The 21993-nt window shown below is 70.5% G+C and carries 17 protein-coding genes; 12 read left to right on the forward strand and 5 right to left on the reverse strand.

The window, feature by feature from the left end; all coding sequences use genetic code 11:
* Positions 1-97: 97 nt before the first annotated feature.
* Positions 98-1483: an aspartate aminotransferase family protein gene (locus ACFRCG_RS39020; RefSeq protein ID WP_380040471.1), complete on the reverse strand. Its 1386-nt coding sequence runs from the start codon at positions 1481-1483 to the stop codon at positions 98-100.
* Positions 1480-1953 (reverse strand): Lrp/AsnC family transcriptional regulator, encoded by a 474-nt coding sequence (locus tag ACFRCG_RS39025; protein WP_380040473.1) that lies wholly within the window; start codon positions 1951-1953, stop codon positions 1480-1482. The genes ACFRCG_RS39020 and ACFRCG_RS39025 overlap by 4 nt, the downstream gene beginning before the upstream one ends.
* 204 nt (positions 1954-2157) lie before the next feature.
* On the opposite strand from ACFRCG_RS39025, the gene ACFRCG_RS39030 reads away from it, so the two are divergent.
* Both ACFRCG_RS39030 and ACFRCG_RS39035 read left to right on the forward strand, forming a co-directional pair.
* The gene (locus ACFRCG_RS39030) at positions 2158-3588 is read left to right on the forward strand and encodes a gamma-aminobutyraldehyde dehydrogenase (RefSeq protein WP_380003051.1); all 1431 of its coding nucleotides are present in this window, start codon (positions 2158-2160) and stop codon (positions 3586-3588) included.
* Positions 3589-3780: 192 nt separating this feature from the next.
* On the forward strand, positions 3781-4998 hold the full coding sequence (locus tag ACFRCG_RS39035) for a spermidine/putrescine ABC transporter substrate-binding protein (protein ID WP_380040475.1): 1218 nt from the start codon (positions 3781-3783) through the stop codon (positions 4996-4998).
* A 73-nt stretch (positions 4999-5071) separates the two neighbouring features.
* Here the strand turns inward: ACFRCG_RS39035 and ACFRCG_RS39040 are convergent, their stop codons facing one another.
* Positions 5072-6271, reverse strand: coding sequence for a cation:proton antiporter (locus ACFRCG_RS39040; RefSeq protein ID WP_380040477.1), 1200 nt, complete (start codon positions 6269-6271; stop codon positions 5072-5074).
* 128 nt (positions 6272-6399) lie between these two features.
* Here ACFRCG_RS39040 and ACFRCG_RS39045 point away from each other — a divergent pair, with 128 nt between their 5' ends.
* Complete coding sequence (locus ACFRCG_RS39045; protein WP_380040479.1) at positions 6400-7629, forward strand: geranylgeranyl reductase family protein; 1230 nt, start codon at positions 6400-6402, stop codon at positions 7627-7629.
* 142 nt (positions 7630-7771) lie between these two features.
* On the opposite strand, the gene ACFRCG_RS39050 is transcribed toward ACFRCG_RS39045, so the two are convergent.
* Positions 7772-8596: a hypothetical protein gene (locus tag ACFRCG_RS39050; RefSeq protein ID WP_380040481.1), complete on the reverse strand. Its 825-nt coding sequence runs from the start codon at positions 8594-8596 to the stop codon at positions 7772-7774.
* 40 nt (positions 8597-8636) lie between these two features.
* Here ACFRCG_RS39050 and ACFRCG_RS39055 point away from each other — a divergent pair, with 40 nt between their 5' ends.
* Positions 8637-9056: a hypothetical protein gene (locus tag ACFRCG_RS39055; protein ID WP_380040483.1), complete on the forward strand. Its 420-nt coding sequence runs from the start codon at positions 8637-8639 to the stop codon at positions 9054-9056.
* Between the two features lie 76 nt (positions 9057-9132).
* Positions 9133-11043, forward strand: a complete 1911-nt coding sequence (locus ACFRCG_RS39060; protein WP_380040485.1) for a protein kinase — start codon at positions 9133-9135, stop codon at positions 11041-11043.
* Between the two features lie 7 nt (positions 11044-11050).
* Here the strand turns inward: ACFRCG_RS39060 and ACFRCG_RS39065 are convergent, their stop codons facing one another.
* Positions 11051-12664 (reverse strand): PucR family transcriptional regulator, encoded by a 1614-nt coding sequence (locus ACFRCG_RS39065; RefSeq protein WP_380040487.1) that lies wholly within the window; start codon positions 12662-12664, stop codon positions 11051-11053.
* Positions 12665-13007: 343 nt separating this feature from the next.
* On the opposite strand from ACFRCG_RS39065, the gene ACFRCG_RS39070 reads away from it, so the two are divergent.
* The 7 genes from ACFRCG_RS39070 to ACFRCG_RS39100 all read left to right on the forward strand — a co-directional run bounded on the left by ACFRCG_RS39070 (position 13008) and on the right by ACFRCG_RS39100 (position 21896).
* Positions 13008-14504 (forward strand): gamma-aminobutyraldehyde dehydrogenase, encoded by a 1497-nt coding sequence (locus ACFRCG_RS39070; protein WP_380040537.1) that lies wholly within the window; start codon positions 13008-13010, stop codon positions 14502-14504.
* 102 nt (positions 14505-14606) lie between these two features.
* A complete protein-coding gene (locus ACFRCG_RS39075; RefSeq protein WP_380040489.1) occupies positions 14607-15758 on the forward strand; it encodes an ABC transporter ATP-binding protein in 1152 nt (383 codons plus the stop codon).
* Entirely contained in the window at positions 15755-16696 is a 942-nt protein-coding gene (locus tag ACFRCG_RS39080; protein ID WP_380040491.1) for an ABC transporter permease, read from the forward strand. Before ACFRCG_RS39075 ends, ACFRCG_RS39080 begins: the two co-directional genes overlap by 4 nt.
* Positions 16696-17496 carry an ABC transporter permease gene (locus ACFRCG_RS39085; RefSeq protein WP_078977419.1) on the forward strand — a complete coding sequence of 267 codons (801 nt, stop codon included), beginning with the start codon at positions 16696-16698 and terminating at the stop codon, positions 17494-17496. The genes ACFRCG_RS39080 and ACFRCG_RS39085 overlap by 1 nt, the downstream gene beginning before the upstream one ends.
* A gap of 105 nt (positions 17497-17601) precedes the next feature.
* Positions 17602-19032 (forward strand): NAD(P)/FAD-dependent oxidoreductase, encoded by a 1431-nt coding sequence (locus ACFRCG_RS39090; protein ID WP_380040493.1) that lies wholly within the window; start codon positions 17602-17604, stop codon positions 19030-19032.
* 237 nt (positions 19033-19269) lie between these two features.
* Complete coding sequence (locus tag ACFRCG_RS39095) at positions 19270-20772, forward strand: CoA-acylating methylmalonate-semialdehyde dehydrogenase (protein ID WP_380003062.1); 1503 nt, start codon at positions 19270-19272, stop codon at positions 20770-20772.
* Positions 20773-20936: 164 nt separating this feature from the next.
* Positions 20937-21896, forward strand: coding sequence for a metallophosphoesterase (locus ACFRCG_RS39100; RefSeq protein WP_380040495.1), 960 nt, complete (start codon positions 20937-20939; stop codon positions 21894-21896).
* Positions 21897-21993 lie beyond the last annotated feature (97 nt).

Genomic DNA, 21993 nt, shown 5'->3' on the forward strand with positions numbered 1-21993 from the left:
GGCGCACGGGTGTGTGCGCGACGGCGGCAGCCTCACTGAGGGTTCGTCGAAATGCCGGTGCCCACCGTCGAGTCGGGCGTCGAGTCGACGGCGTGTTCTACAGCTTGGTCCAGGCCTCGGTCAGCACTCCGCGCAGGATCTGCTCGATCTCGTCGAACACACCCTGGTCCGCGACCAGCGGCGGGGAGAGCTGGATGACCGGGTCGCCGCGGTCGTCGGCGCGGCAGTACAGGCCGTTGTCGTAGAGCGCGGTGGACAGGAAGCCGCGGAGCAGGCGCTCGGCCTCGTCCTCGTTGAACGTCTCCTTGGTGCCCTTGTCCTTGACCATCTCGATGCCGTAGAAGTACCCGTTGCCGCGCACGTCGCCGACGATCGGCAGGTCCTGGAGCTTTTGCAGGGTGGCCAGGAACTTGGACTCGTTGTCCAGCACGTGCTGGTTCAGGCCCTCGCGCTCGAAGATGTCGAGGTTGGCCAGCGCCACGGCGGAGGACACCGGGTGCCCGCCGAAGGTGTATCCGTGCATGAAGACGTTGTCGCTGCCGTTGTAGAACGGCTCGGCGATGCGGTCCGAGACGATCATCGCGCCGATCGGGGAGTAGCCCGAGGTCATGCCCTTGGCGCAGGTGATGATGTCCGGCACGTAGTCGAACTTGTCGCACGCGAACATGGTGCCGAGCCGGCCGAACGCGCAGATGACCTCGTCCGAGACGAGCAGCACGTCGTACTGGTCGCAGATCTCGCGCACACGCTGGAAGTAGCCGGGCGGCGGCGGGAAGCAGCCACCGGCGTTTTGCACCGGCTCCAGGAAGACCGCGGCGACGGTGTCGGGGCCCTCGTTGAGGATCGCCACCTCGATCTGGTCGGCGGCCCAGCGGCCGAACGCCTCGGGGGAGTTGTCGGCGAGGAACTCCGGCTTGCGGTACTGGTTGGTGTTGGGCACCCGGAAGGTGCTCGGCACCAGCGGCTCGTACGGCGCCTTGTAGTCCGGCAGGCCGGTGATCGACAGCGCGCCCTGCGGGGTGCCGTGGTAGGCGATCGCCCGCGAGATGACCTTGTGCTTGGTCGGCTTGCCGGTCAGCTTGAAGTAGTGCTTGGCCAGCTTCCAGGCGGACTCGACGGCCTCGCCGCCACCGGTGGTGAAGAAGACCTTGTTCAGGTCGCCCGGGGCGTAGTTCGCCAGGCGCTCGGCCAACTCGATGGCCTTGGGGTGGGCGTAGCTCCACACCGGGAAGAAGGCCAGCTGCTCGGCCTGCTTGCGGGCGACCTCGGCCAGCTCGGTGCGGCCGTGTCCGGCCTGTACCACGAACAGGCCGGCGAGGCCGTCGATGTACTTGCGACCGTTGGTGTCCCAGATGTAGCTGCCTTCACCGCGCACGATGGTCGGCACGGGAGCTTTCTCGTACGACGACATGCGGGTGAAGTGCATCCACAGGTGGTCGTAGGCGCTCTTGGAGAGGGCCGCGTTGTCGTACTGCTGTGTCATCGAGTACCCCACTGGTAGGTCTGCTTCCGGAGCTTCAGGTAGACGAAGCTCTCGGTGCTCCGTACGCCCGGAATCGCTCGGATCCTCTTGTTGATGATGTCGAGCAGGTGGTCGTCGTTCTCGCATACGAGTTCCACGATGAGGTCGAAGGAACCCGCCGTGATGACGACGTAGTCCACTTCCTTCATCGTGGCCAGTATGTCCGCAACGGGTTCGATGTCGCCTTCGACCCGAACCCCGACCATGGCCTGGCGATGGAAGCCGACGGTCAGCGGATCGGTCACCGCGACGATCTGCATCACGCCCTGGTCGAGCAGGCGCTGTACGCGTTGGCGTACGGCGGCCTCCGAGAGACCGACGGCCTTGCCGATCGCGGCGTACGAGCGGCGTCCGTCCTCCTGGAGCTGCTCGATGATCGCCTTCGACACGGCGTCGGCCGACGCGCTCGGGTTTCTGTCTCGACCGGCCATGTGGTCACTCTGCCTCATCAGATGGGCCTTTCGCAAGGGAATCAGTTGACATTGCTCAGTCAGGCAACTGATTCAGTTGTTGGTACGTGATGGGGATGCGGATACCGACAGCAATCCGGTTAGGCTGGGATCGCGGCCCAGGTCGGGAATCGACCCCCTCGCCGTCCTGCCGGCGCCGCCCCGTTTTCGAAGGAGACTTGGGACATGAGCGACCTGCGTACTCTGCGCAACTACATCGACGGCACGTTCACCGACGCCGCGGACGGCGGCACGCTCGACATCGTCGATCCCGCCACCGGCGAGGTCTACGCGACGTCCCCGCTTTCTCGCGAGCGGGACGTCGATGCGGCGATGCGCGCGGCGGCCACGGCGTTCGAGAGCTGGAGCGAGACCACGCCCGCGGAGCGCCAGCTCGCGCTGCTCAAGATCGCCGACGCGGTCGAGAAGCGCGCCGACGAGTTGATCGACGCCGAGTGTCGCAACACCGGCAAGCCCCGGGCGCTGACCGCGTCCGAGGAGATCCCGCCGATGGTGGACCAGATCCGCTTCTTCGCGGGCGCGGCGCGCATGCTCGAGGGCAAGTCGGCCGGCGAGTACATGGCGGGGCACACCTCCATGGTGCGGCGGGAGCCGGTCGGTGTCTGCGCCCAGGTGGCGCCGTGGAACTACCCGATGATGATGGCGGTGTGGAAGTTCGCGCCGGCCCTCGCCGCGGGCAACACCGTGGTGCTCAAGCCGTCCGACACCACCCCGGCGTCCACCGTGCTGCTCGCCGAGATCATCGGCGAGATCCTGCCGGCCGGCGTGTTCAACGTGATCTGCGGCGACCGCGACACCGGTCGGCTGATGGTCGAGCACAAGACCCCGGCGATGGCCTCGATCACCGGTTCGGTACGGGCCGGCATGTCGGTCGCGGAGAGCGCGTCCAAGGACCTCAAGCGGGTGCACCTCGAACTCGGCGGCAAGGCGCCCGTCGTGGTCTTCGAGGACGCCGACATCGCCGCCGCCGCCGAGGGCATCGCGGGGGCCGGCTTCTTCAACGCGGGCCAGGACTGCACCGCCGCCACCCGGGTGCTCGTGCACTCCTCGATCCGCGAGGAGTTCGTCGCCGCGCTGGCCGCCGCCGCGAAGGCCACCTCCACCGGTCCGCAGGACGACGCCGACTACGGCCCGGTCAACAACGTCAACCAGCTCGCCCAGGTCTCCGGCTTCATCGACCGCCTGCCCGGACACGCCAAGGTCGAGGCCGGCGGGCACCGGGTCGGCGACAAGGGCTTCTTCTACGCGCCGACCGTGGTCTCCGGACTGAAGCAGGACGACGAGATCATCCAGAACGAGGTCTTCGGCCCGGTGATCACCGTCCAGGCGTTCGAGGACGAGGCCGAGGCGCTGGCCAACGCCAACGGCGTGCAGTACGCGCTCGCCTCCTCGGTGTGGACCAAGGACCACGGCCGGGCGATGCGGATGGCCAAGCGGCTCGACTTCGGCTGCGTGTGGATCAACACGCACATCCCGCTGGTCGCGGAGATGCCGCACGGCGGCTTCAAGCACTCCGGCTACGGCAAGGACCTCTCCGGCTACGGCTTCGAGGACTACACCCGGATCAAGCACGTGATGACCAACTACGACGCCTGATCCGCCCCGCCGCGCGAGCGGCAACCCGGCGACACCCGCACGCACCCTGTCAACTCCGCTTCGCGAGGGTTGACAGGGTGCGTGTTGCCGTCCGGGGCGGGACCCGGCCACGATGCGGTGGGCCGTCCGTACGCCCGGCGCGTCCCCGCGCCCAGGGAGCAGGCCCCGTTCCGTACCGCCAAGGAGTCGCCGATGATCCGCGCCCGCACTCGCGCCCAGTTCCCGCCGCGGATCGCCGGGCACCGGGTGGACCGGCGGATGTTCCTGCGCGGCACCGGCGCGGCGGCGGCCGTCGGCGCGCTGGCCGCGTGCGGTGTGCCCTCGGCGTATGTCGAGGAGTCCAAGCGCGGCGGAACGGACCGGTCGGAGCGCGAGAAGGTGGTCCGGTTCTCCAACTGGGCGCTGTACATCGACGTCGACGACGAGGACGAGCAGCGCCACCCCACGCTGGACGCGTTCACCGACAGGACCGGGATCAAGGTCCGGTACTCGGAGGAGATCAACGACAACGACGAGTTCTTCGGCAAGATCCACCCGGCCATCCAGGCGGGCAAGGAGCCGGGGCGCGACGCCATCGTCATCTCCGACTGGATGTGCACCCGTTTCGTCCGGCTCGGCTGGGTGCAGAAGCTGAACAAGGCCAACCTGCCGCGAGTGGGCGCCAACCTCGCCGAATCGTTGCGCAGCCCCGGCTACGACCCGAGGCGCGAGTACACCGTGCCGTGGCAGAGCGGGATGACCGGCATCGCGTACAACAAGAAGCTGGTGGACCGCGAGATCCGGTCGGTGAACGACCTGTGGCGGCCCGAACTCAAGGGCCGGGTCACCGTGTTCGCCGGCTTCATGGAGGCGGTCGCGCTGCTGATGCTCGGCGAGGGCTCGGACATCCGTACCTTCGCCGACGCGGACGTGGACAAGGTGATGGAGCGGATGCAGAAGCTGGTGGACAAGGACCACATCCGCAGCTTCACCGGCAACGACTACACCTCGGGCCTGGCCAGTGGCGACATCCTGGCCTGCCAGGCGTATTCCGGCGACGTGGGTCAGCTCAAGTTGGACAACCCCGACATCGAGTTCGTGGTGCCCGAGGAGGGTGCCGAGCTGTGGTCGGAGAACCTGATGGTGCCGAACAAGGCGGCGCACAAGACCAACGCCGAGAAGTTGATGGACTTCTACTACGACCCCGAGATCGCCGCGGAGCTGGCGCACTATGTGGCGTACGTGTGTCCGGTGCCGGCCGCGCAGCAGGTGCTGGCCGAGTCGTCGGACCAGGAGATGCGCGCGTCGGCGACCAACCCGCTGATCTTCCCGGACGCGGAGATGACCGCGAAGCTGCACGGGATGCGGGAGACCACCGAGGACGAGGAACGGCGCTGGGAGAAGGCGTGGGGGAAGATCATCGGCCTGTGAGCCGGCGGCCGGTGCCCCGCGGGCGGCCGGTGCCCGTCGCGCGGTTCGCGGGCCTCGGTTCGCGGTGGCGCGGTCAGCGCTCCGCCATGGCCGGGTCGACGGCCCGGGCCCTGCGGTAGGCGCGCAGACCGAGCAGCGGGAACACCAGCACCGAGACCATGCCGGCGCCGACCATCGCGGCCGCGGTGCCCGCGCGCAACTCGCCCTCCTCCACGCCGATCCCGGTGATCACCACGATCAGCGGCAGGCCGGCCGAGGCGAACAGGGCCAGGCCCAGGCGTACCGCGACCGGGGAACCGCGCTCCACCAGGTAGGTCGGCACGCCACGGACCAGCAGGAGCAGCGCCAGGAACAGCGGGAGCAGGGCCACCGTGCCCAGGTCCGCGAACAGCGCCCGCCCGTCGAAGCGCACGCCGCTGACCACGAAGAACACCGGGATGAACATCCCGAAGCCGATCGCGTCCAGCTTGGCCGCCACCGTCTCGCGCGACTGCGCCGGCATGTCGGACAGCAGCAGCCGGATGATCAGGCCGGCCGCGAACGCGCCGAGCAGCGCGTCGAGGCCGAGTTCGTCCGCCGCCCAGACCAGTGCGGCCAGGACCAACACGGCCAGTCGGATGGCGAGTTGGCCGCTGGAGTGCAGGGTGGCCCGGACCACCCGGTCCAGCGCCGAGGGCAGTGGCCGGCGCGCGAACGCCAGCACCACCAGCGTCAGCGCGGCGAAGCAGGCCAGCGCGACCGCCGAGGCGTCCGCGTTGCGCCCGCTCAGCAGCAGCGAGACGGCGACGATCGGACCGAACTCGCCGAGGGTGCCGATCGCCATCACCTGCGCGCCGAACCGGGTGGGCAGCGCCCCCGCGTCGCGCAGGATCGGCAACAGCGTGCCGAGCGCGGTGGTGGTCAGGGCCAGGCCGACCACCAGGCGCGACATGGTCGAACCGGACCACACCAGGAGCAGCCCGACCACCAGGCCGACCACCAGGGACACCACCCAGCCCAGCGTGGCCAGGCGCAACGGCCGCCCGTTGAGCCGGGACGGGTCGATCTCGAAGCCGGCCAGGAACATCAGGAAGGCCAGCCCGAAGTTGGCGGTGAAGGAGAGCACGGTCGTTTCGTGCACCCAGTCCAGGACGGACGGTCCGGCCAGTACGCCGAGCAGGAGTTCGAGTACGACGGTGGGTACCGGGATCCGTCGTCCGAGCAGATCGGCCACCAGCGGCGCGACGAAGGCCAGGGCCAGGACGATCAGGAACGGCGCGCTGTCGTGGGGCACCGGCGGAGCATAAGGCGCATCGGCCGGCGATTCGGGCAGACGCGCGGGAGGGGGTCGCGCGTGCGGGTGGGAGCCGCCCGGACGGAGGCACGGCGTGGGGTCGAAGACACGCGCTAGGGTCGATCTCCATGACTAGCAGCTCCTCAGAGGCCACCGCCGTGCCCGCCGTCGCAACGCCCGCCGACCCCGCCGACGATCCCGGCGAGCCCTCGGGTTGGGACGTCGTGGTGATCGGCGCGGGCCCCGCCGGCGCGTCGGCGGCGCTGGCCGCGGCGCGCGCCGGACGCCGCGTGCTGGTCCTCGACCGGGCCGAACTCCCGCGCTACAAGACGTGTGGCGGCGGCATCATCGGCCCGTCCAAGAACGCCCTCCCGCCGGGCTTCGAGCCGCCGGTGGAAGACCTGGTGCGCGAGGTCGAGTTCACCCTGCGCGGACGCCGTCGCCGGGTCCGCTCGGCCCGGACCACGCTGATCGGACTGGTCGACCGGGCCCGCTTCGACGAGGCGCTGACCCGGGCGGCGGTGGCCGCGGGCGCGGTGCTGCGCGAGGGCACGGCGGTCTCCCGGATCGTCGAGCGCGACGGCCTGGTGGAGTTGACCCTCGCGGGCGGCGAGACGGTGCGCGCGAACGCGGTGGTCGGCGCGGACGGCAGCGCGGGGCGCAGCTCGGCCTATGTCGGGGTCACCTTCGAGCAGGTCGATCTGGGCCTGGAGGCGGAGATCCCGGTGCCGCCGGAGGTCGCCGCGCACTGGCGGGGGCGGATCCTGCTCGACTGGGGCCCGCTGCCGGGCTCGTACGGGTGGGTGTTCCCCAAGGGCGACACGTTGACCGTGGGGGTGATCTGCGCGCGCGGCGAGGGTGAGGCCACCCGCGCCTACCTGCGCGACTTCATCGGCCGACTGGGTCTGGCCGGGTTCCGGCCGGCGGTGGAGTCGGGCCATCTGACCCGGTGCCGCAAGGAGAGCGCGCCGCTGTCGCGCGGCCGGGTGCTGGTCGCCGGGGACGCGGCCGGGCTGCTCGAACCGTGGACGCGCGAGGGCATCTCGTACGCGCTGCGCTCGGGTCGGTTGGCGGGGGAGCGGGCCGCGCAGGTGGCCGGGGTCGACACCGTCGCCGAGGTGGACAAGATCGGCGCGGACTACCACGCGGACGTGGACGCGGTGCTCGGGCGCGAGATGCGCGCCGGGCGCATCCTGCTCGACGTCTTCGAGCGGCACCCGGCGATGTTGCACCACGCGGTGACCACGCTGCCGCAGGGCTGGCGGGTGTTCCGCAAGGTGGTCCAGGGGCGCACCACGTTCGCCGATCTGCTCGAACGGCCCGCCGCCCGGCGGGTGTTGGCGCTGACCGGTCACTGATCGCGCGTCCGCCGGTCGTCGATCGGCGGGGTGGTACCGGGCACGGCCCCGGGTCCGCGGTGCGCGGGCCCGGGGCCGTGTTCGTGGGGTGAGCGGCCGGCCCGGGTGGTGCGTGTCGCGGTGGGCCGGGTCGGGCTTCGGGTCAGTCCCGCTCCGGCTCCTCGTCCTCGGCGGAGTGGATCCGGCGCAGTCGCGCGCCCTGGAACAGCGCGTTGCCGACGAGCAGCAGGCCGACCGCGCCGCCCGCGAGCGACAGGGTGTCGTCGTCGGGTCCGGTCTTGGGCAGGGTGCTCGGCGGCGTCTGATCGGCGCCGCCGGTGGAGGTGCCTCCTGTGGCTCCGCCGGTGCTCGCACCACCCGTGCCGCCGGCGCCGGTGCTCCCGCCACCGGTGGAACCGCCGCCGCTCGTGCCGCCGCCGGATGTCCCGCCGCCCGACGTGCCGCCGCCCGACGTGCCTCCGCCCGAGGTCCCGCCCGGGAAGCTCGGCAGGGGTGTGTCGACGGTGTAGCCGATGAACGACGGGTCGTTGTTGTCGGCCCGGCCGACCAGGGTCAGCGGTCCGGCCTGACCCAGGATCACCGAGGTGTCCGTGGCGCCCTCGGGTACCACCAGGGCACAGAACGTGGAGAAGTCGGTCTCCGGGGCGAGCGGGAGCCGTACCTCCGCGCGGGCCGCGCGCGGCGACCCGGCCACGGCGGGCGGGTATTCCACCGACGCCGTCCAGCGTTTGGTCTCGTGCGGCCGGAGCGAACCGGGTGAGCACTTGAACGTGGTCACCCAGGTCGGGCCCGGATCCCGCAGCGCGGGTGCGGCGGAGCAGCCGCCCACCGAGGTGATCCGCAACTGCCCCGTGCTGTAGGCGTACACGTCCCGGGCGGGCTGGGCCTTGTCGGTGTCGTTGGTGACGGTGAACCAGATCGTGCCGCGACCCCGGGCGTCGAAGGTGATCTGGAGGGCGGTCGCCACCCCGAACCGCGTGGCCGGCGGTGGCGTGGTGGACGGCCGGGTGGACGACGAGGTGGTGCTGGGCCGCCCGGTGGTCGGTGGTGTCGTGGTCGGCGGCCTGGTGCTGCTCGGCGGCCGGGTGGTGGGCGGCTCGGTGGTCGGCCGGTGGGTGCCCGGCGGCGACGTCGTGGCCGGCTTCGTGCTCACCGGCGGTTTGGTGGTGACCGGCGGCCTGGTGCTCTCGCCGGTCGGGGGTCGGGTATGCGTGTGTCCCTCGCCGCCTCGCGGTACCGACCCGCTCGCGTCGGTGTCCGCCACGGCCAAGCCGGCGTTCAAAATCATTCCTATTCCGATCGGAACAGAAATGATCAACGCGGCTCGCCTGACATTTTCTGATCGAAGTTTTCTCCGTAGGAACATGCGGTATCCCCCTCCCGCTATGCGTGACGATTCGTTCTACCATGTCCGTCCTAAGCTTTAGGACGGCTTTTGGGGGATAACCCTGGTAAAGCTGAAATAGTCTGATCTTGAAAAGCGGCGAACCTGGGGGAAAGCCGATGTCGGGCGCGCCTGGTGACGGTTGGACGGGCTTCGTGGTCGGAGCCCGCTACGAGCTGGTGAGCGTGCTCGGCAGCGGCGGAATGGGCACCGTGTGGCGGGCTCGCGACCGCCTGCTCGACCGACCCGTGGCGGCGAAGGTGATCAGCACGGGCTGGGGGCGCAACGCGTCGCAGTCCTTCCGGGAGCGAAGTCTGCGCGAGGCCCAGGCGACCGCCCGGATCAACCACCCCAACGTGGTGCGGGTCTACGACTACGTCGAGGACGACGACCGGCTGTGGATCGTCATGGAACTGCTCGACGCCCGCTCGCTGGACACGATCCTCGCAGAGGACGGGCCGCTCACCCCGCACGCCGCCGCGGCGATGGCGGTACAGATCGCCCGCGCGCTCGGCGTCGTACACGCACACGGGGTGATCCACCGCGACGTCAAGCCGGGCAACGTCCTGATCGAGCGGGACGGGCACGCGGTGCTCACCGACTTCGGCATCGCCGCCCTGGAGGGCGTGAGCGGACTGACCGGGACCGGCGCGATCCTGGGTTCGCCCGAGTTCATGGCGCCGGAGCGGATCGAGAGCGAACACCCGGGACCGGCCTCGGACATGTGGTCGCTGGGCGTCACGCTGTGCGCGGCGGTCACCGGCGCCTCGCCGTTCCGACGGGCCACCCCGGTGGCCACGATGCACGCGATCGTGATCGCCGAGCCCGAGGTGCCGGAGGAGATCGGGCCGCTGGAGCCACTGGTCCGCGACCTGTTCCGGCGCGATCCGACGCTGCGCCCGAACAGCGCCGAGGTGGAGGCGCGGCTGAGCGCGGTGGTCGCCGCCGAGGGCCGCCGGCGCGCGGGCGATCCGACCCGGCCCATCCGGCCCACCCTGATCGGGTGGACGTCGGTGCCCGGGCCGGTGGAGGCGGAGGAGCCGGCCGTGACCGTCCCGCACCCGATCGACCCACCCGCGACGGACCCGCACCGCACGGACCCGCACCGCACGGACCCGTACGGCGGCGACCCCGACACGACCGACCCGGACGCGACGCTGGTGCCCTCCTCGCACCGGCAACCGCCGCTGCGCGACCTGCTGCCCACCGCCCGGCCCGCCCCCGACGACGACGCCGGATCGTTCGACCCGCTGCCCCGGGTGCCCGCCGCGCCGCCGCCCGGACGCCGACCCGGCGGCCCGCCGGGGGGCGGGGATCCGCCGACCTTCCCGCTGCCCTCCCGCGGCCGGCGGCCGGCCCGCTCGCGCCGTCGGTTGTTGGCGGTCCTGCTCCCGATCGTCACCTTCCTCGTCGCCGGCGCGATCGTGGCGGCGGTGCTGCTCGCCCGCGCCGGCGGCCGGGGCAGCGACGCGGGCGGTGCGTCGCCCCGGCCGAACCCGCCGACGGTCACCGGGTCCGGCTCGCGACCGGCCGCCGATCCGCTCGCCGGCCTGGCCGCGTACCCCACCGCGCCGCCGGGAGGCGCGCCGATCCCGGTGCGCCGCGTCGACGAGAGCACCTTCGCCTGGCAGGTCCCGCAGGGCTGGACCCGCAAGGAGCAGAACCAGAGCGTGATCTACACCGACCCGGCCGGCCCGACCGTGTTGACCGGGCGGACCGCCTTCCAGCAGACCAGCGACCTGCTGGAACAGTGGCGCGACGACGAACAGAACGCGGCCCGGGTATTTCGCGACTATCGGAAAGTGACCTTCGAGTCGCGTGCCATTCACGGCCGGAAAGGCGTGGTCTGGGAATACACCTGGATCGAGTCCGGTATTGCCCGGCACGCGATGTTGGCGTCGGTGATCATCGACGGGATCTACGTCGAGGTCGACGTGTTCGGCACCGAGCAGCTGTGGCCGCGCGACTCGATCCTGCACGCGCTCGCGATGAACGACTTCACCCTCGCCGGCACCCGATCGGCCGCCTGAGCGGCGGTCAGCGCCGGAGCGCCTCCAGACCGAGCAGCGCCACGTGCAACGACAGGCAACTCTCCACCTGGTCCAGGTCCACACCGAGCACCCGCTCGATCCGGTGCAGCCGCTCGTAGAACGACGGCCGGGACAGGTGCGCGGCATCGGCGGCGGCGGACTTGTTGCGTCCGTGCTCCAGATAGATCCGGAGCATCGGGACCAACTGGGTGCCCTGCTGCGCGTCGTAGGCCAGCAGCGGCCCGAGTTCGCGCTCGACGTAGGTCTGCAGCCGCGCGTCGTCGCGCAGCAGGTGCAGCAGACCGCGAAGGCGCACGTCGGGCAGCCGGTAGAACGCGGCCTTGCCGCCCTGGTGCAGCGCCGCGTCGGCGACCTGGGTCGCCTCCAGGAGCGAGCGCCGCGCGTCGCGCGCCGCGCCCACCGAGGAGCCCACCGCGACCACGATGTCGTCCGCGAGATCCGGCGCGAGCCGGCGGATCGCGGCGGAGAAGCCCTCCAGCGCGCCGTCCTCGGTGTCCTGCGAGGCGAGCGCGACGAGCAGCCCGACGTTGTCGTCGTCGAGCCCGCCGACCAGCGCGGCCAACCGGCGCTCGCGCACCGCGGCGGCGGCGATCTCGGTGAAGTCGCGCAGCCGCGCCTGGGATTCCAGCGCGGCGGGGGTGCTGTTGCGCCGCAGTCGCAGCACCACCCCCACCAGACGCCGGCCCTCCAGCGGGATGCCCAGGGCACGGGCGCGCAGGGTCACCTCGGCCACCGTGTACGAGTGGGTCAGGATCCCGGACAGCAGCGTGCGGTGGGTCTGCCGCTCCAGGCTCTCCCGGTCGCGCACCACCAGCCGGTTCAGCGCCAGCGTGGAGGCGGCCCGCTCCAGGAGCATGGTCTGCTGCGCCGGCGGCGGGGTGCCGTCGCCGACCAGGACCAGCCGGCCCCAGTCGTGCCCCCGGGCGCCCACCGTGGTCACCAGCCACCCGGTGCGCTCGTCGAAGGCGGTGCGGGCGGACAGCCGCAGCTGCCGGGAGCGGTCCTCCCAGTTCTCCAGCAGCGTCTCGGCCGCCATCCCCGCCGCGTCGTAGGCGAGCACCTGGTGCGCCAGGTTCTCCAGGATCACCGGCCGCCCGGCCATCCGGGACGCCTGGCGGACCACCTCGGCGGGCTCGGCGCCCTCCACGGCCAGCTCGTTGAACGCCTGGTGCACCGCCTCGGACGCCTGCAACTCGGCCAACTGGGCGTCGATGATCAGCGCGTGCACGGCCTCGGTGATGCCGATGAACCGGGTCTCGTTGCGCAGCGTGATCACCGGCAGGCCGGCCTGCTCGGCCGCGGCGACCAGCGCGCGCGGCAGTTGTTCGGTGTAGCGCCGGCCCAGTTCGAGCACGAGCCCGGCGGCGTCCACCTCGGCCAGATCGCGGATGTAGCGCTGCAACCCCTCACGCTCCTCCGGGAGCGCGATGCCCGTGGCCATCACCAACTCGCCGCCCTTGAGCAGGCGGGTCACGTCGGGCAATTCGCTGATGTGCACCCAGCGCACCGGACGGGCCAGGCCACGCTCGCCCGCCACCACCTGCGGACGGCCACGCCGGACGATATCGAGGGCCAGTACGTCGGAAACGGTGGGGAACATTCGACAACCTCCGCGTGCTGACTACGACCCGACCGCGAGGCGGTTGGTTCCCGAGGGATCCTGGGGGAAGGAAACCCGCGAGCAAACCGTGAGCAAGCTGTAAACGGCTCGGCGGGCGGTGCTTCCATGGTGACAGGTCGGCGGCGGGTTCGATCTCCCGCCCCGGGGTTCGTCGGGACGATTCACGACCTGTAAAGGCCATGGCCCCCTACCTGTCGATGTGCCTGTTGCGGCACCCCGTGTCGAAACGGCATCGTCCTACGCTGACGCGGCTCACGCGCATAACCACCACCCGCGACGCCCCGTCGGCTCATCGAAATTCCCTTGGAGGGCTCCCATGCCTATGCAGGACTTCGGCAACGGTCATCAGTACGTCGGGGGACAACTGCGGCAGGGCTCGTCCGGGGAGACGTTCGACGTCGTCAACCCCGCCACCGGCGACACGGTCGAGACGCTGACCCTCGCGGACCCCTCGGACGTGGACGCGGCCGTCGCCGCCGCCAAGGGCGCCTTCCCGCAGTGGTCGGGCGCCACCCCGGGAGAGCGGGCCGGCGCGCTGAACAAACTGGCCGCGCTCCTGGAGGAGCGGGCCGAGGACTTCGCCCGGGTGGAGAGCGCGCAGGCGGGCAAGCCGATCCGGCTGACCACCGAGTTCGACGTGCCGGGCACGATCGACAACACCGCGTTCTTCGCCGGAGCCGCGCGCAACCTGGAGGGCAAGGCGGCCGGGGAGTACGCGGCCGGCTCCACCTCCATGGTGCGCCGCGAGGCGATCGGCGTGGTCGGCTCGATCGCGCCGTGGAACTACCCGCTGCAGATGGCCGCCTGGAAGATCCTCCCGGCGATCGCCGCGGGCAACACCATCGTGCTCAAGCCGGCCGAGATCACCCCGCTCACCTCGCTGATGTTCGCCCGGGCGTGCACCGACGCGGGCATCCCCGACGGCGTGGTCAACGTGGTCACCGGCAAGGGACGGACCGTCGGCGAATACCTGATGGGCCACGCCGACGTGTCGATGGTCTCCTTCACCGGCTCCACCGGGGTGGGCAAGCGGGTCGGTGAGGTGGCCCTGCGCACGGTCAAGCGGCTGCACCTCGAACTGGGCGGCAAGGCCCCGTTCGTGGTCTTCGACGACGCCGACCTCGACGCCGCGATCAACGGCGCGGTCGCCGCGTCCCTGATCAACTCCGGCCAGGACTGCACCGCCGCCACCCGCGCCTACGTCCAGCGCCCGCTCTTCGACGCGTTCGTCGCCGGGGTCGCGGAGCTGTACGAGGGGGTGCGCCTGGGCGACACGACGGACCCCGCGACCGACCTCGGCCCGCTCGTCTCGCGCCGCCAGCAGGAGTCGGTGGCCGGCTTCGTCGAGCGGGCCCGCGGCTATGGCGCCACCATCGTCACCGGCGGCGAGATCCCCGGCGGCGACCTGGCCAAGGGCGCCTTCTACCGGCCGACGCTGGTCACCGGGGTCGCCCAGGACAGCGAGATCGTGCAGGACGAGATCTTCGGCCCGGTCCTGGTGGTGCTGCCGTTCGACAGCGACGACGAGGGTATCCGGCTCGCCAACGACACCCCGTACGGCCTCGCCGCCTCCGCGTGGACCCGCGACATCTTCCGCTCGCTGCGCGCGACCCGGGAGATCCAGGCCGGCTGCGTGTGGGTCAACGACCACATCCCGATCATCAGCGACATGCCGCACGGCGGCTACAAGGCATCCGGCTTCGGCAAGGACATGTCGCAGTACTCCTTCGACGAGTACACCCAGGTCAAGCACGTCATGTACGACGGCACGGGCATCGCCCGCAAGGACTGGCACCGGACCATCTTCGGAGCTCGGTAGACACCCCCCACCTTCCGGATCGGCGGCCGAGAGCGAGAGCTCCCGGCCGTCTCGTGTGGCCGGCGGACGGGCCTTCACCCGTCCCGGGCGGCGAGAGGAAACATGACTGAGCAGCAGCGGGCCGGCGCCTCCGGCGATGTCTCCTTGGCGGGTCTGAGCAAGCACTACGGTGACTTCACGGCCGTCCGCCCCATGGACCTGACCATCCCCGCGGGATCGTTCTTCGCCCTCCTCGGCGCCTCGGGCTGCGGCAAGACCACGACGTTGCGGATGATCGCCGGACTGGAGCAGCCCTCCACGGGCACCGTCCACATCGGCGATCGCGACGTCACGGCGCTGCCGCCGTACAAGCGCCCCGTCAACACGGTGTTCCAGAACTACGCGCTGTTCCCGCACCTGAGCGTGGCCGACAACGTCGGCTTCGGGCTGCGCCGCCGCGGCGTCAAGGACACCGCGGGGCAGGTGAAGGACATGCTCGACCTGGTCGAGCTCGGGCACCTGGCCAAGCGCAAGCCGACCCAACTCTCCGGCGGCCAGCAGCAGCGGGTCGCGGTGGCCCGGGCGCTGATCAACACGCCGCAGGTGTTGCTCCTGGACGAGCCGCTGGGCGCGCTCGACCTCAAGCTGCGCCGACAGATGCAGCTCGAACTGGGGCGCATCCAGACCGACGTGGGCATCACCTTCGTGCACGTCACGCACGACCAGGAAGAGGCCATGACGATGGCCGACACCATCGCCGTGATGAACGGCGGCCGCATCGAACAGCTCGGCTCCCCGGTCGAGTTGTACGAGTCGCCGCGCACCACCTTCGTGGCCAACTTCCTCGGCCAGTCCAACCTCGTCGAGGCCAAGGTGACCGGGCGCGCCGACGGCGATCTGCTGCTCGACGCGCAGGGCAACCGCCTCGTGCTGCCCGCCGCGCGCTCCGCCGCCGACGGCGACCGGCTGGTGATGGGCATCCGCCCGGAGAAGATCACCATCGTGCACGCGGCCGGCGCGAAGGTCGCGGAGGGCCGCAACCGGCTCGACGGCGGGGTGATCGTGGACGCCGCGTTCATCGGCGTCTCCACCCAGTACGTGGTGCGGATGCCGTGGGGCCAGGAATTCACCGTCTTCGAGCAGAACATGGAGCGCGACCGGCGCCTGATACCCGGCGCCGGCGTGCTGCTGCACTGGAACCCGGAGCACGGCTTCGGGCTCGAATCGGGCGACCTCACCGCGGGCATCGCCGACGCGAGCGAGGACGCCGCGTGAGCGCGCTCGGCACCCTCGGCACGGGCACGACGGGAGGTGCGGACACCACCGACAAGGCGGGCGACGAGCCGGCGCGGCGCGGCAGATGGGTGCCGTACGCACTGCTCGCCCCCGGCCTGTTGTGGCTCGTGGTCTTCTTCGCCATTCCGATGGTGGTCCAGGGCTCCACCTCGCTCCAGAGCGGCAACCTGACCAAGGGCTACGACCTCACCTGGCACTGGGCCACCTACTGGGACGCGATCGAGCAGTACTACCCGCAGTTCCTGCGCTCGTTCGGCTACGCCGCCGCGGCGACCGTGATGTGCCTGGTGATCGGCTACCCGCTCGCCTACGCGATCGCGTTCAAGGCGGGCCGGTGGCGCGGCATGTGGCTGGTGCTGGTGATCGCGCCGTTCTTCACCAGCTTCCTGGTGCGCACCCTGGCCTGGAAGACGATCCTCGCGGACAACGGGATCGTCGTGGACGTGCTCAACACGCTGCGCTTCACCGACGTGACGGCGTTCCTCGGACTCACCCAGGACGACCGGGTGTTGGCCACGCCGCTCGCGGTGATCTGCGGATTGACCTACAACTTCCTGCCGTTCATGGTGCTGCCGCTGTACGCCTGCCTGGAGCGGATCGACCCGAGGCTGCACGAGGCGGCCGGCGACCTGTACGCCTCTCCGCGCACCACGTTCGCCAAGGTCACCTTCCCGCTGTCGCTGCCGGGCGTGGTCTCCGGCACGCTGCTCACCTTCATCCCGGCCTCCGGCGACTACGTCAACGCGCAGTGGCTCGGCTCGCCGGACACCGGCATGGCGGGCAACGTGATCCAGACCCAGTTCCTGCGGGTCCTGGACTACCCGACCGCCGCCGCCCTGTCGTTCATCCTGATGTTGCTGATCGTGCTGATGGTGACCGCGTACATCCGCAAGGCGGGGACGGAGGACCTGGTCTGATGGCCGTCGTCAACTGGTTGCGTCGCAACGTCATCGTCCTGGTCGGCCTGCTCGCGCTCGGCTACATGACGCTGCCCAACATCGTCGTGCTGATGTTCTCGTTCAACGACCCGAACGGGCGCTTCAACTACACCTGGAACGGCTTCACCACCGACGCGTGGGAAAAGCCGTGCGGGGTCGCGGGCATCTGCGACTCGGTCGAGGTCAGCATGAAGATCGCGGTGTTGTCCACGCTGATCGCCACCGCCCTCGGTACCGCGATCGCCTTCGCGCTCGGCCGCTACCGGTTCCGGGCCCGGGGCGCGATCAACACGCTGCTGTTCCTGCCGATGTCGATGCCCGAGGTGGTGATGGGCGCCTCGCTGGGCACGTTGTTCCTGAACATGCGGATCAACACCGGCTTCGTGACCATCCTGATCGCGCACATCATGTTCTGCCTGAGCTTCGTGGTGGTCGCGGTCAAGGCCCGGGTGCTCGGCATGGATCCCAAGCTCGAAGAGGCCGCGCAGGACCTGTACGCGTCACCCACCCAGGTATTCCTGCGGGTGACCCTGCCGCTCGCGGCACCCGGCATCGGAGCCGGCGCGATGCTCGCTTTCGCGCTCAGCTTCGACGACTTCGTGATCACCAACTTCACGTCGGGCAACACGGTCACGTTCCCGATGTTCGTGTACGGCGCGGCCCAGCGCGGCACCCCGCCGCAGATCAACGTGATCGGCTCGGCGATGTTCGTGATCGCCGTACTGATCGTGATGATCGGGCAGATCCGCGCGTCGCGGCGGGCCAGGCAACGCGCCTAGCCACGCCTGTTGGATGATGAACACTCCCAGATCCGTAGCTATGCGGTGAAACCGCCGGGGTCCGACCAGGGACTCCGGCGGGCATCGCGAAAGTGGTGAAACCCCATGGGTCCCCGGAACACGTCGGATCCTGCCCCCTCCGTCGAGGCCGTCCGCTCGCTCGCGGACGCCGCGCCGGTTCCCTTCTGGCTGGACCAGCCGGACCGCCCCGCGCCGCACGCGGCCCTGATCGGCGACGACCACTGCGATCTCGCGGTGGTCGGCGGCGGGTACTCGGGCCTGTGGACCGCGCTGATCGCCAAGGAGCGCAACCCCTCGCGGGACGTGGTCCTGATCGAGGCGCACGAGATCGGCTGGGCGGCCTCGGGCCGCAACGGCGGGTTCTGCGCCGCGAGCCTGACCCACGGCTTCTACAACGGTCTCGACCGCTGGGAGGGCGAACTCGCCCGACTGGAACGGCTCGGCGAGGAGAACCTCGACGAGATCGAGGCGGCGATCGAGCGCTACGGCATCGAGTGCGACTTCCGCCGCACCGGTGAACTCAACGTGGCCACCCAGCCGCACCAGGTGGAGGAACTGCGCGAGGAGATCGACCTCGCGGCGAAGTACGGCACCGAACTGACCTTCCTGGACCGCGACGAGGTGCGGGCCGAGGTGGACTCGCCCACCTACCTCGCGGGCGTCTGGGACAAGACGGGCTGTGCGATCGTCGACCCGGCCCGGCTGGCCTGGGGCCTGAAGGCCGCGTGCGAGTCGCTCGGCGTACGCGTCTTCGAGCGCACCAAGGTGACCGGACTGGCCGAGCACGGCTCGGGGATGATGCTGAAGACGCCCTATGGGCGGGTCTTCGCGGGCCATGTGGCGCTGGGTACCAACGTCTTCCCGTCGCTGGTCAAGCGGCTGCGGCCGTTCGTGGTCCCGGTGTACGACTACGCGATGATGACCGAGCCGCTGAGCGCCGGTCGGTTGGCGGCGATCGGCTGGAACAACCGCCAGGGCATCGGCGACACGAACAACCAGTTCCACTACTACCGGCTGAGCGCGGACAACCGGATCCTGTGGGGCGGTTACGACGCCGTCTACCACTACGGCTCGCGGCTGTCCCCGGAGCTGGACCAGCGTCCGGAGACCTTCGCGAAGCTCGCGGGGCACTTCTTCGAGACGTTCCCGCAGCTCGAAGGTCTGCGCTTCACCCACACGTGGGGTGGCGCGATCGACACGTGCAGCCGGTTCTCGGCGTTCTTCGGCACGGCGTACAAGGGCAAGGTGGCCTACGCGATGGGCTACACGGGCCTCGGCGTGGGCGCCACCCGGTTCGGCGCCGAGGTCATGCTCGACAAGCTCGACGGCCGCCCGACCGAGCGCACCCAATTGGAGATGGTGCGCACCAAGCCCCTCCCGTTCCCCCCGGAACCGATCAAGTGGGCCGGCGTCACGATGACCAAGTGGTCGATGGACCGAGCCGACAAGAACGCCGGCAAGCGCAACCTGTGGCTCAAGACCCTCGACAAACTGGGCATGGGCTTCGATAGCTGAGCAGTAGTCCCCGAAGGGGTGGACGGACCAGGGCCGAGGGCCCGATCCGTCCACCCCTTCGCGGTAGATCCGCAGCCTTGGCCCGAAACGCAACCGGCGGTGCGGGTGGGCACCAAAAAAACCCGACCGAGACGGTCTGTAAGCCAAAAGCCGCAACCGCCGACAACCTGAAGGTTGAGCCGCCCGCACCGGACCACGCAGACTGGCGAAACCACATCCCCTCGGAAGGTCGGACCCGTGACGAACCACGTAACCCACTGGATTGCCAACGCGGAGTGGACGGGGACGTCCGAGCGTCGTGGCGACATCCACAACCCCGCCACCGGCAAGGTCACCGGCACGGTCGACTTCGCGTCCGTGGCCGAGGTCGACGAGGCCGTCTCCGTCGCCGTCCGGGCCTTCGCGACGTGGCGCAACGCCTCGCTGGCCAAGCGCTCCCAGGTGCTCTTCAACTTCCGCGAGCTGCTCAACGCCAAGAAGGACGAGCTGGCCGCGATCATCGTGGCCGAGCACGGCAAGGTGCACTCGGACGCGCTCGGCGAGATCGCCCGCGGCCAGGAGGTCGTGGAACTCGCCTGCGGCATCCCGCACCTGCAGAAGGGCGGCCACTCCGAGCAGGCGTCGACCGGCATCGACGTCTACTCGATCCGCCAGCCGCTCGGCCCGGTCGCGATCATCTCGCCGTTCAACTTCCCGGCGATGGTCCCGATGTGGTTCTTCCCGATCGCGATCGCCACCGGCAACACGGTGATCCTCAAGCCGAGCGAGAAGGACCCCTCGACCGCGAACTTCCTCGCCGAGCTGTGGAAGCAGGCCGGCCTGCCCGAGGGCGTGTTCAACGTCGTGCACGGCGACAAGGTCGCGGTGGACCGCATCCTGGAGCACCCCGACATCAAGTCGGTCTCCTTCGTCGGCTCGACCCCGATCGCCAAGTACGTCTACGAGAACGGCACCCGCTACGGCAAGCGTGTGCAGGCCCTGGGCGGCGCCAAGAACCACATGCTGGTGCTCCCGGACGCCGACCTCGACCTGGTCGCCGACGCCGCGGTCAACGCCGGCTTCGGCGCGGCCGGCGAGCGCTGCATGGCGATCTCCGCCCTGGTCGCGGTCGAGCCGATCGCCGACGAGCTGATCGGCAAGATCAGGGAGCGCATGACCAAGCTCCAGGTCGGCGCGGGCAACGACGCCGCGTCCGAGATGGGCCCGCTGGTCACCCGGCAGCACGCCGACAAGGTGCTGTCCTACGTACAGGCCGGCGTGGACCAGGGCGCGACGCTCGTGGTCGACGGCCGCACCCACCCGATCAACGGGGACGACACGGCCGACGGCTACTGGGTCGGCCCGACCCTGTTCGACAACGTCACTCCCGAGATGTCGATCTACACCGACGAGATCTTCGGCCCCGTGCTCTCCGTGCTCCGGGTCGACTCGTACGACCAGGGCCTGGCCCTGATCAACGCCAACCCGTACGGCAACGGCACCGCGATCTTCACCAACGACGGTGGCGCGGCCCGCAAGTTCCAGAACGAGGTCGAGGTCGGCATGATCGGGATCAACGTGCCGATCCCGGTCCCGGTCGCCTACTACTCGTTCGGTGGCTGGAAGAACTCGCTGTTCGGCGACCTGCACGCGTACGGCGCCGACGGCGTGCAGTTCTTCACCCGGGGCAAGGTCGTCACCCAGCGCTGGCTCGACCCGAGCCACGGCGGGATCAACCTGGGCTTCCCCACCAACGACTGATCACCTCCTCGCCTCGGCGAGACCTCACGGCGAGCCCGCCGGACCCCGACGATGTGGTCCGGCGGGCTTCGCCATTTCCTCCACACGCCTTCCCTGGCAGCATGCGTGACGGGTCGTCAGATGATCAGTCGACGGCCGTTACGGACGTGACAGGGGAACGGCGCATGCCCATCCAAGACAGTCCGGCCGGCGACACCGCCGTCCGGTTGATCCAGATCTCCGACGTGCACTACCGGGACGCCCCGGGCACCCACGGATTCGTACAGCACGACCCGGACGCCGGATTGGCGGCCACCTTGGAGGGCGCCGCCGACGCGCTCGCCGCGGCGGACGTACTGGTCGCCTCCGGCGACCTGGCCGACACCGGCGAGCCGGGCGCCTACCGGCGGCTCGGGGACGTGCTCCAGGGGCTGTCGGTGCCGGTGTACTGCCTCCCGGGCAACCACGACAGCCACGACGCCTACACCGCCGGCCTGCCCCGCACCGGCGTGCACCTGGAACCCGCGGTACGGATCGGGTCCTGGCTGCTGCTGATGGTGGACACCAACGCGCTCGGCCGCGAACACGTCGGGGACGGGGTGTACCGCGACCTCGACGACCGTATGACACGTGCCGACGGGCCGGAGCTGAGCGCGCCGGAGGCGGCCCGGATCCGGGAGATCCTGGCCGGCTCGGACGCCGAGCACGCGCTGCTGTTCCTGCACCAGCCGCCGCTCGCGGAGATCTGTCCGAACCTGGACCCCTCCGGCCGACTCGGCGCGCTGCTGCGCGACTTCCCGAGGATCCGGGCGATCTCCGGCGGACACCTGCACGGCTCCCTGGAGGGCGAGTTCGCGGGTGTACCGGTGTTCGTGGCGCCCTCGACCACGTACAGCATCGACTACGAGGGCCGGCGCTTCGACGGCCCCGGCTACCGGACCTTCACCCTGCATCCGGACGGCCGGGTGGAATCCGCCGCGCACACCGTGCCCGGGCCGATCACCGACACGATGCGGGCCAGGCCCGCGCCGCGCTTCCTCACCGAGCTGATGCTGGGCGTGGTCACGGTCGAGGAGATGCGCGCGCTGAGCGACGAGCAGTTCGAGGAGCGGTTCGGCGAACCCCGGCCGGTACGGGGCGCCTGAACCGACGCACGGCCCGCGCGGCGGCCCGATCGACCCCGACCGATCGACCCCGGCCCCGGATATCGCGGTTGTTCCCATCCCGGCCCGACCAGCACGA

Origin of the sequence: Embleya sp. NPDC056575 (assembly GCF_042793325.1) — a bacterium.
Taxonomy (GTDB): domain Bacteria; phylum Actinomycetota; class Actinomycetes; order Streptomycetales; family Streptomycetaceae; genus Embleya.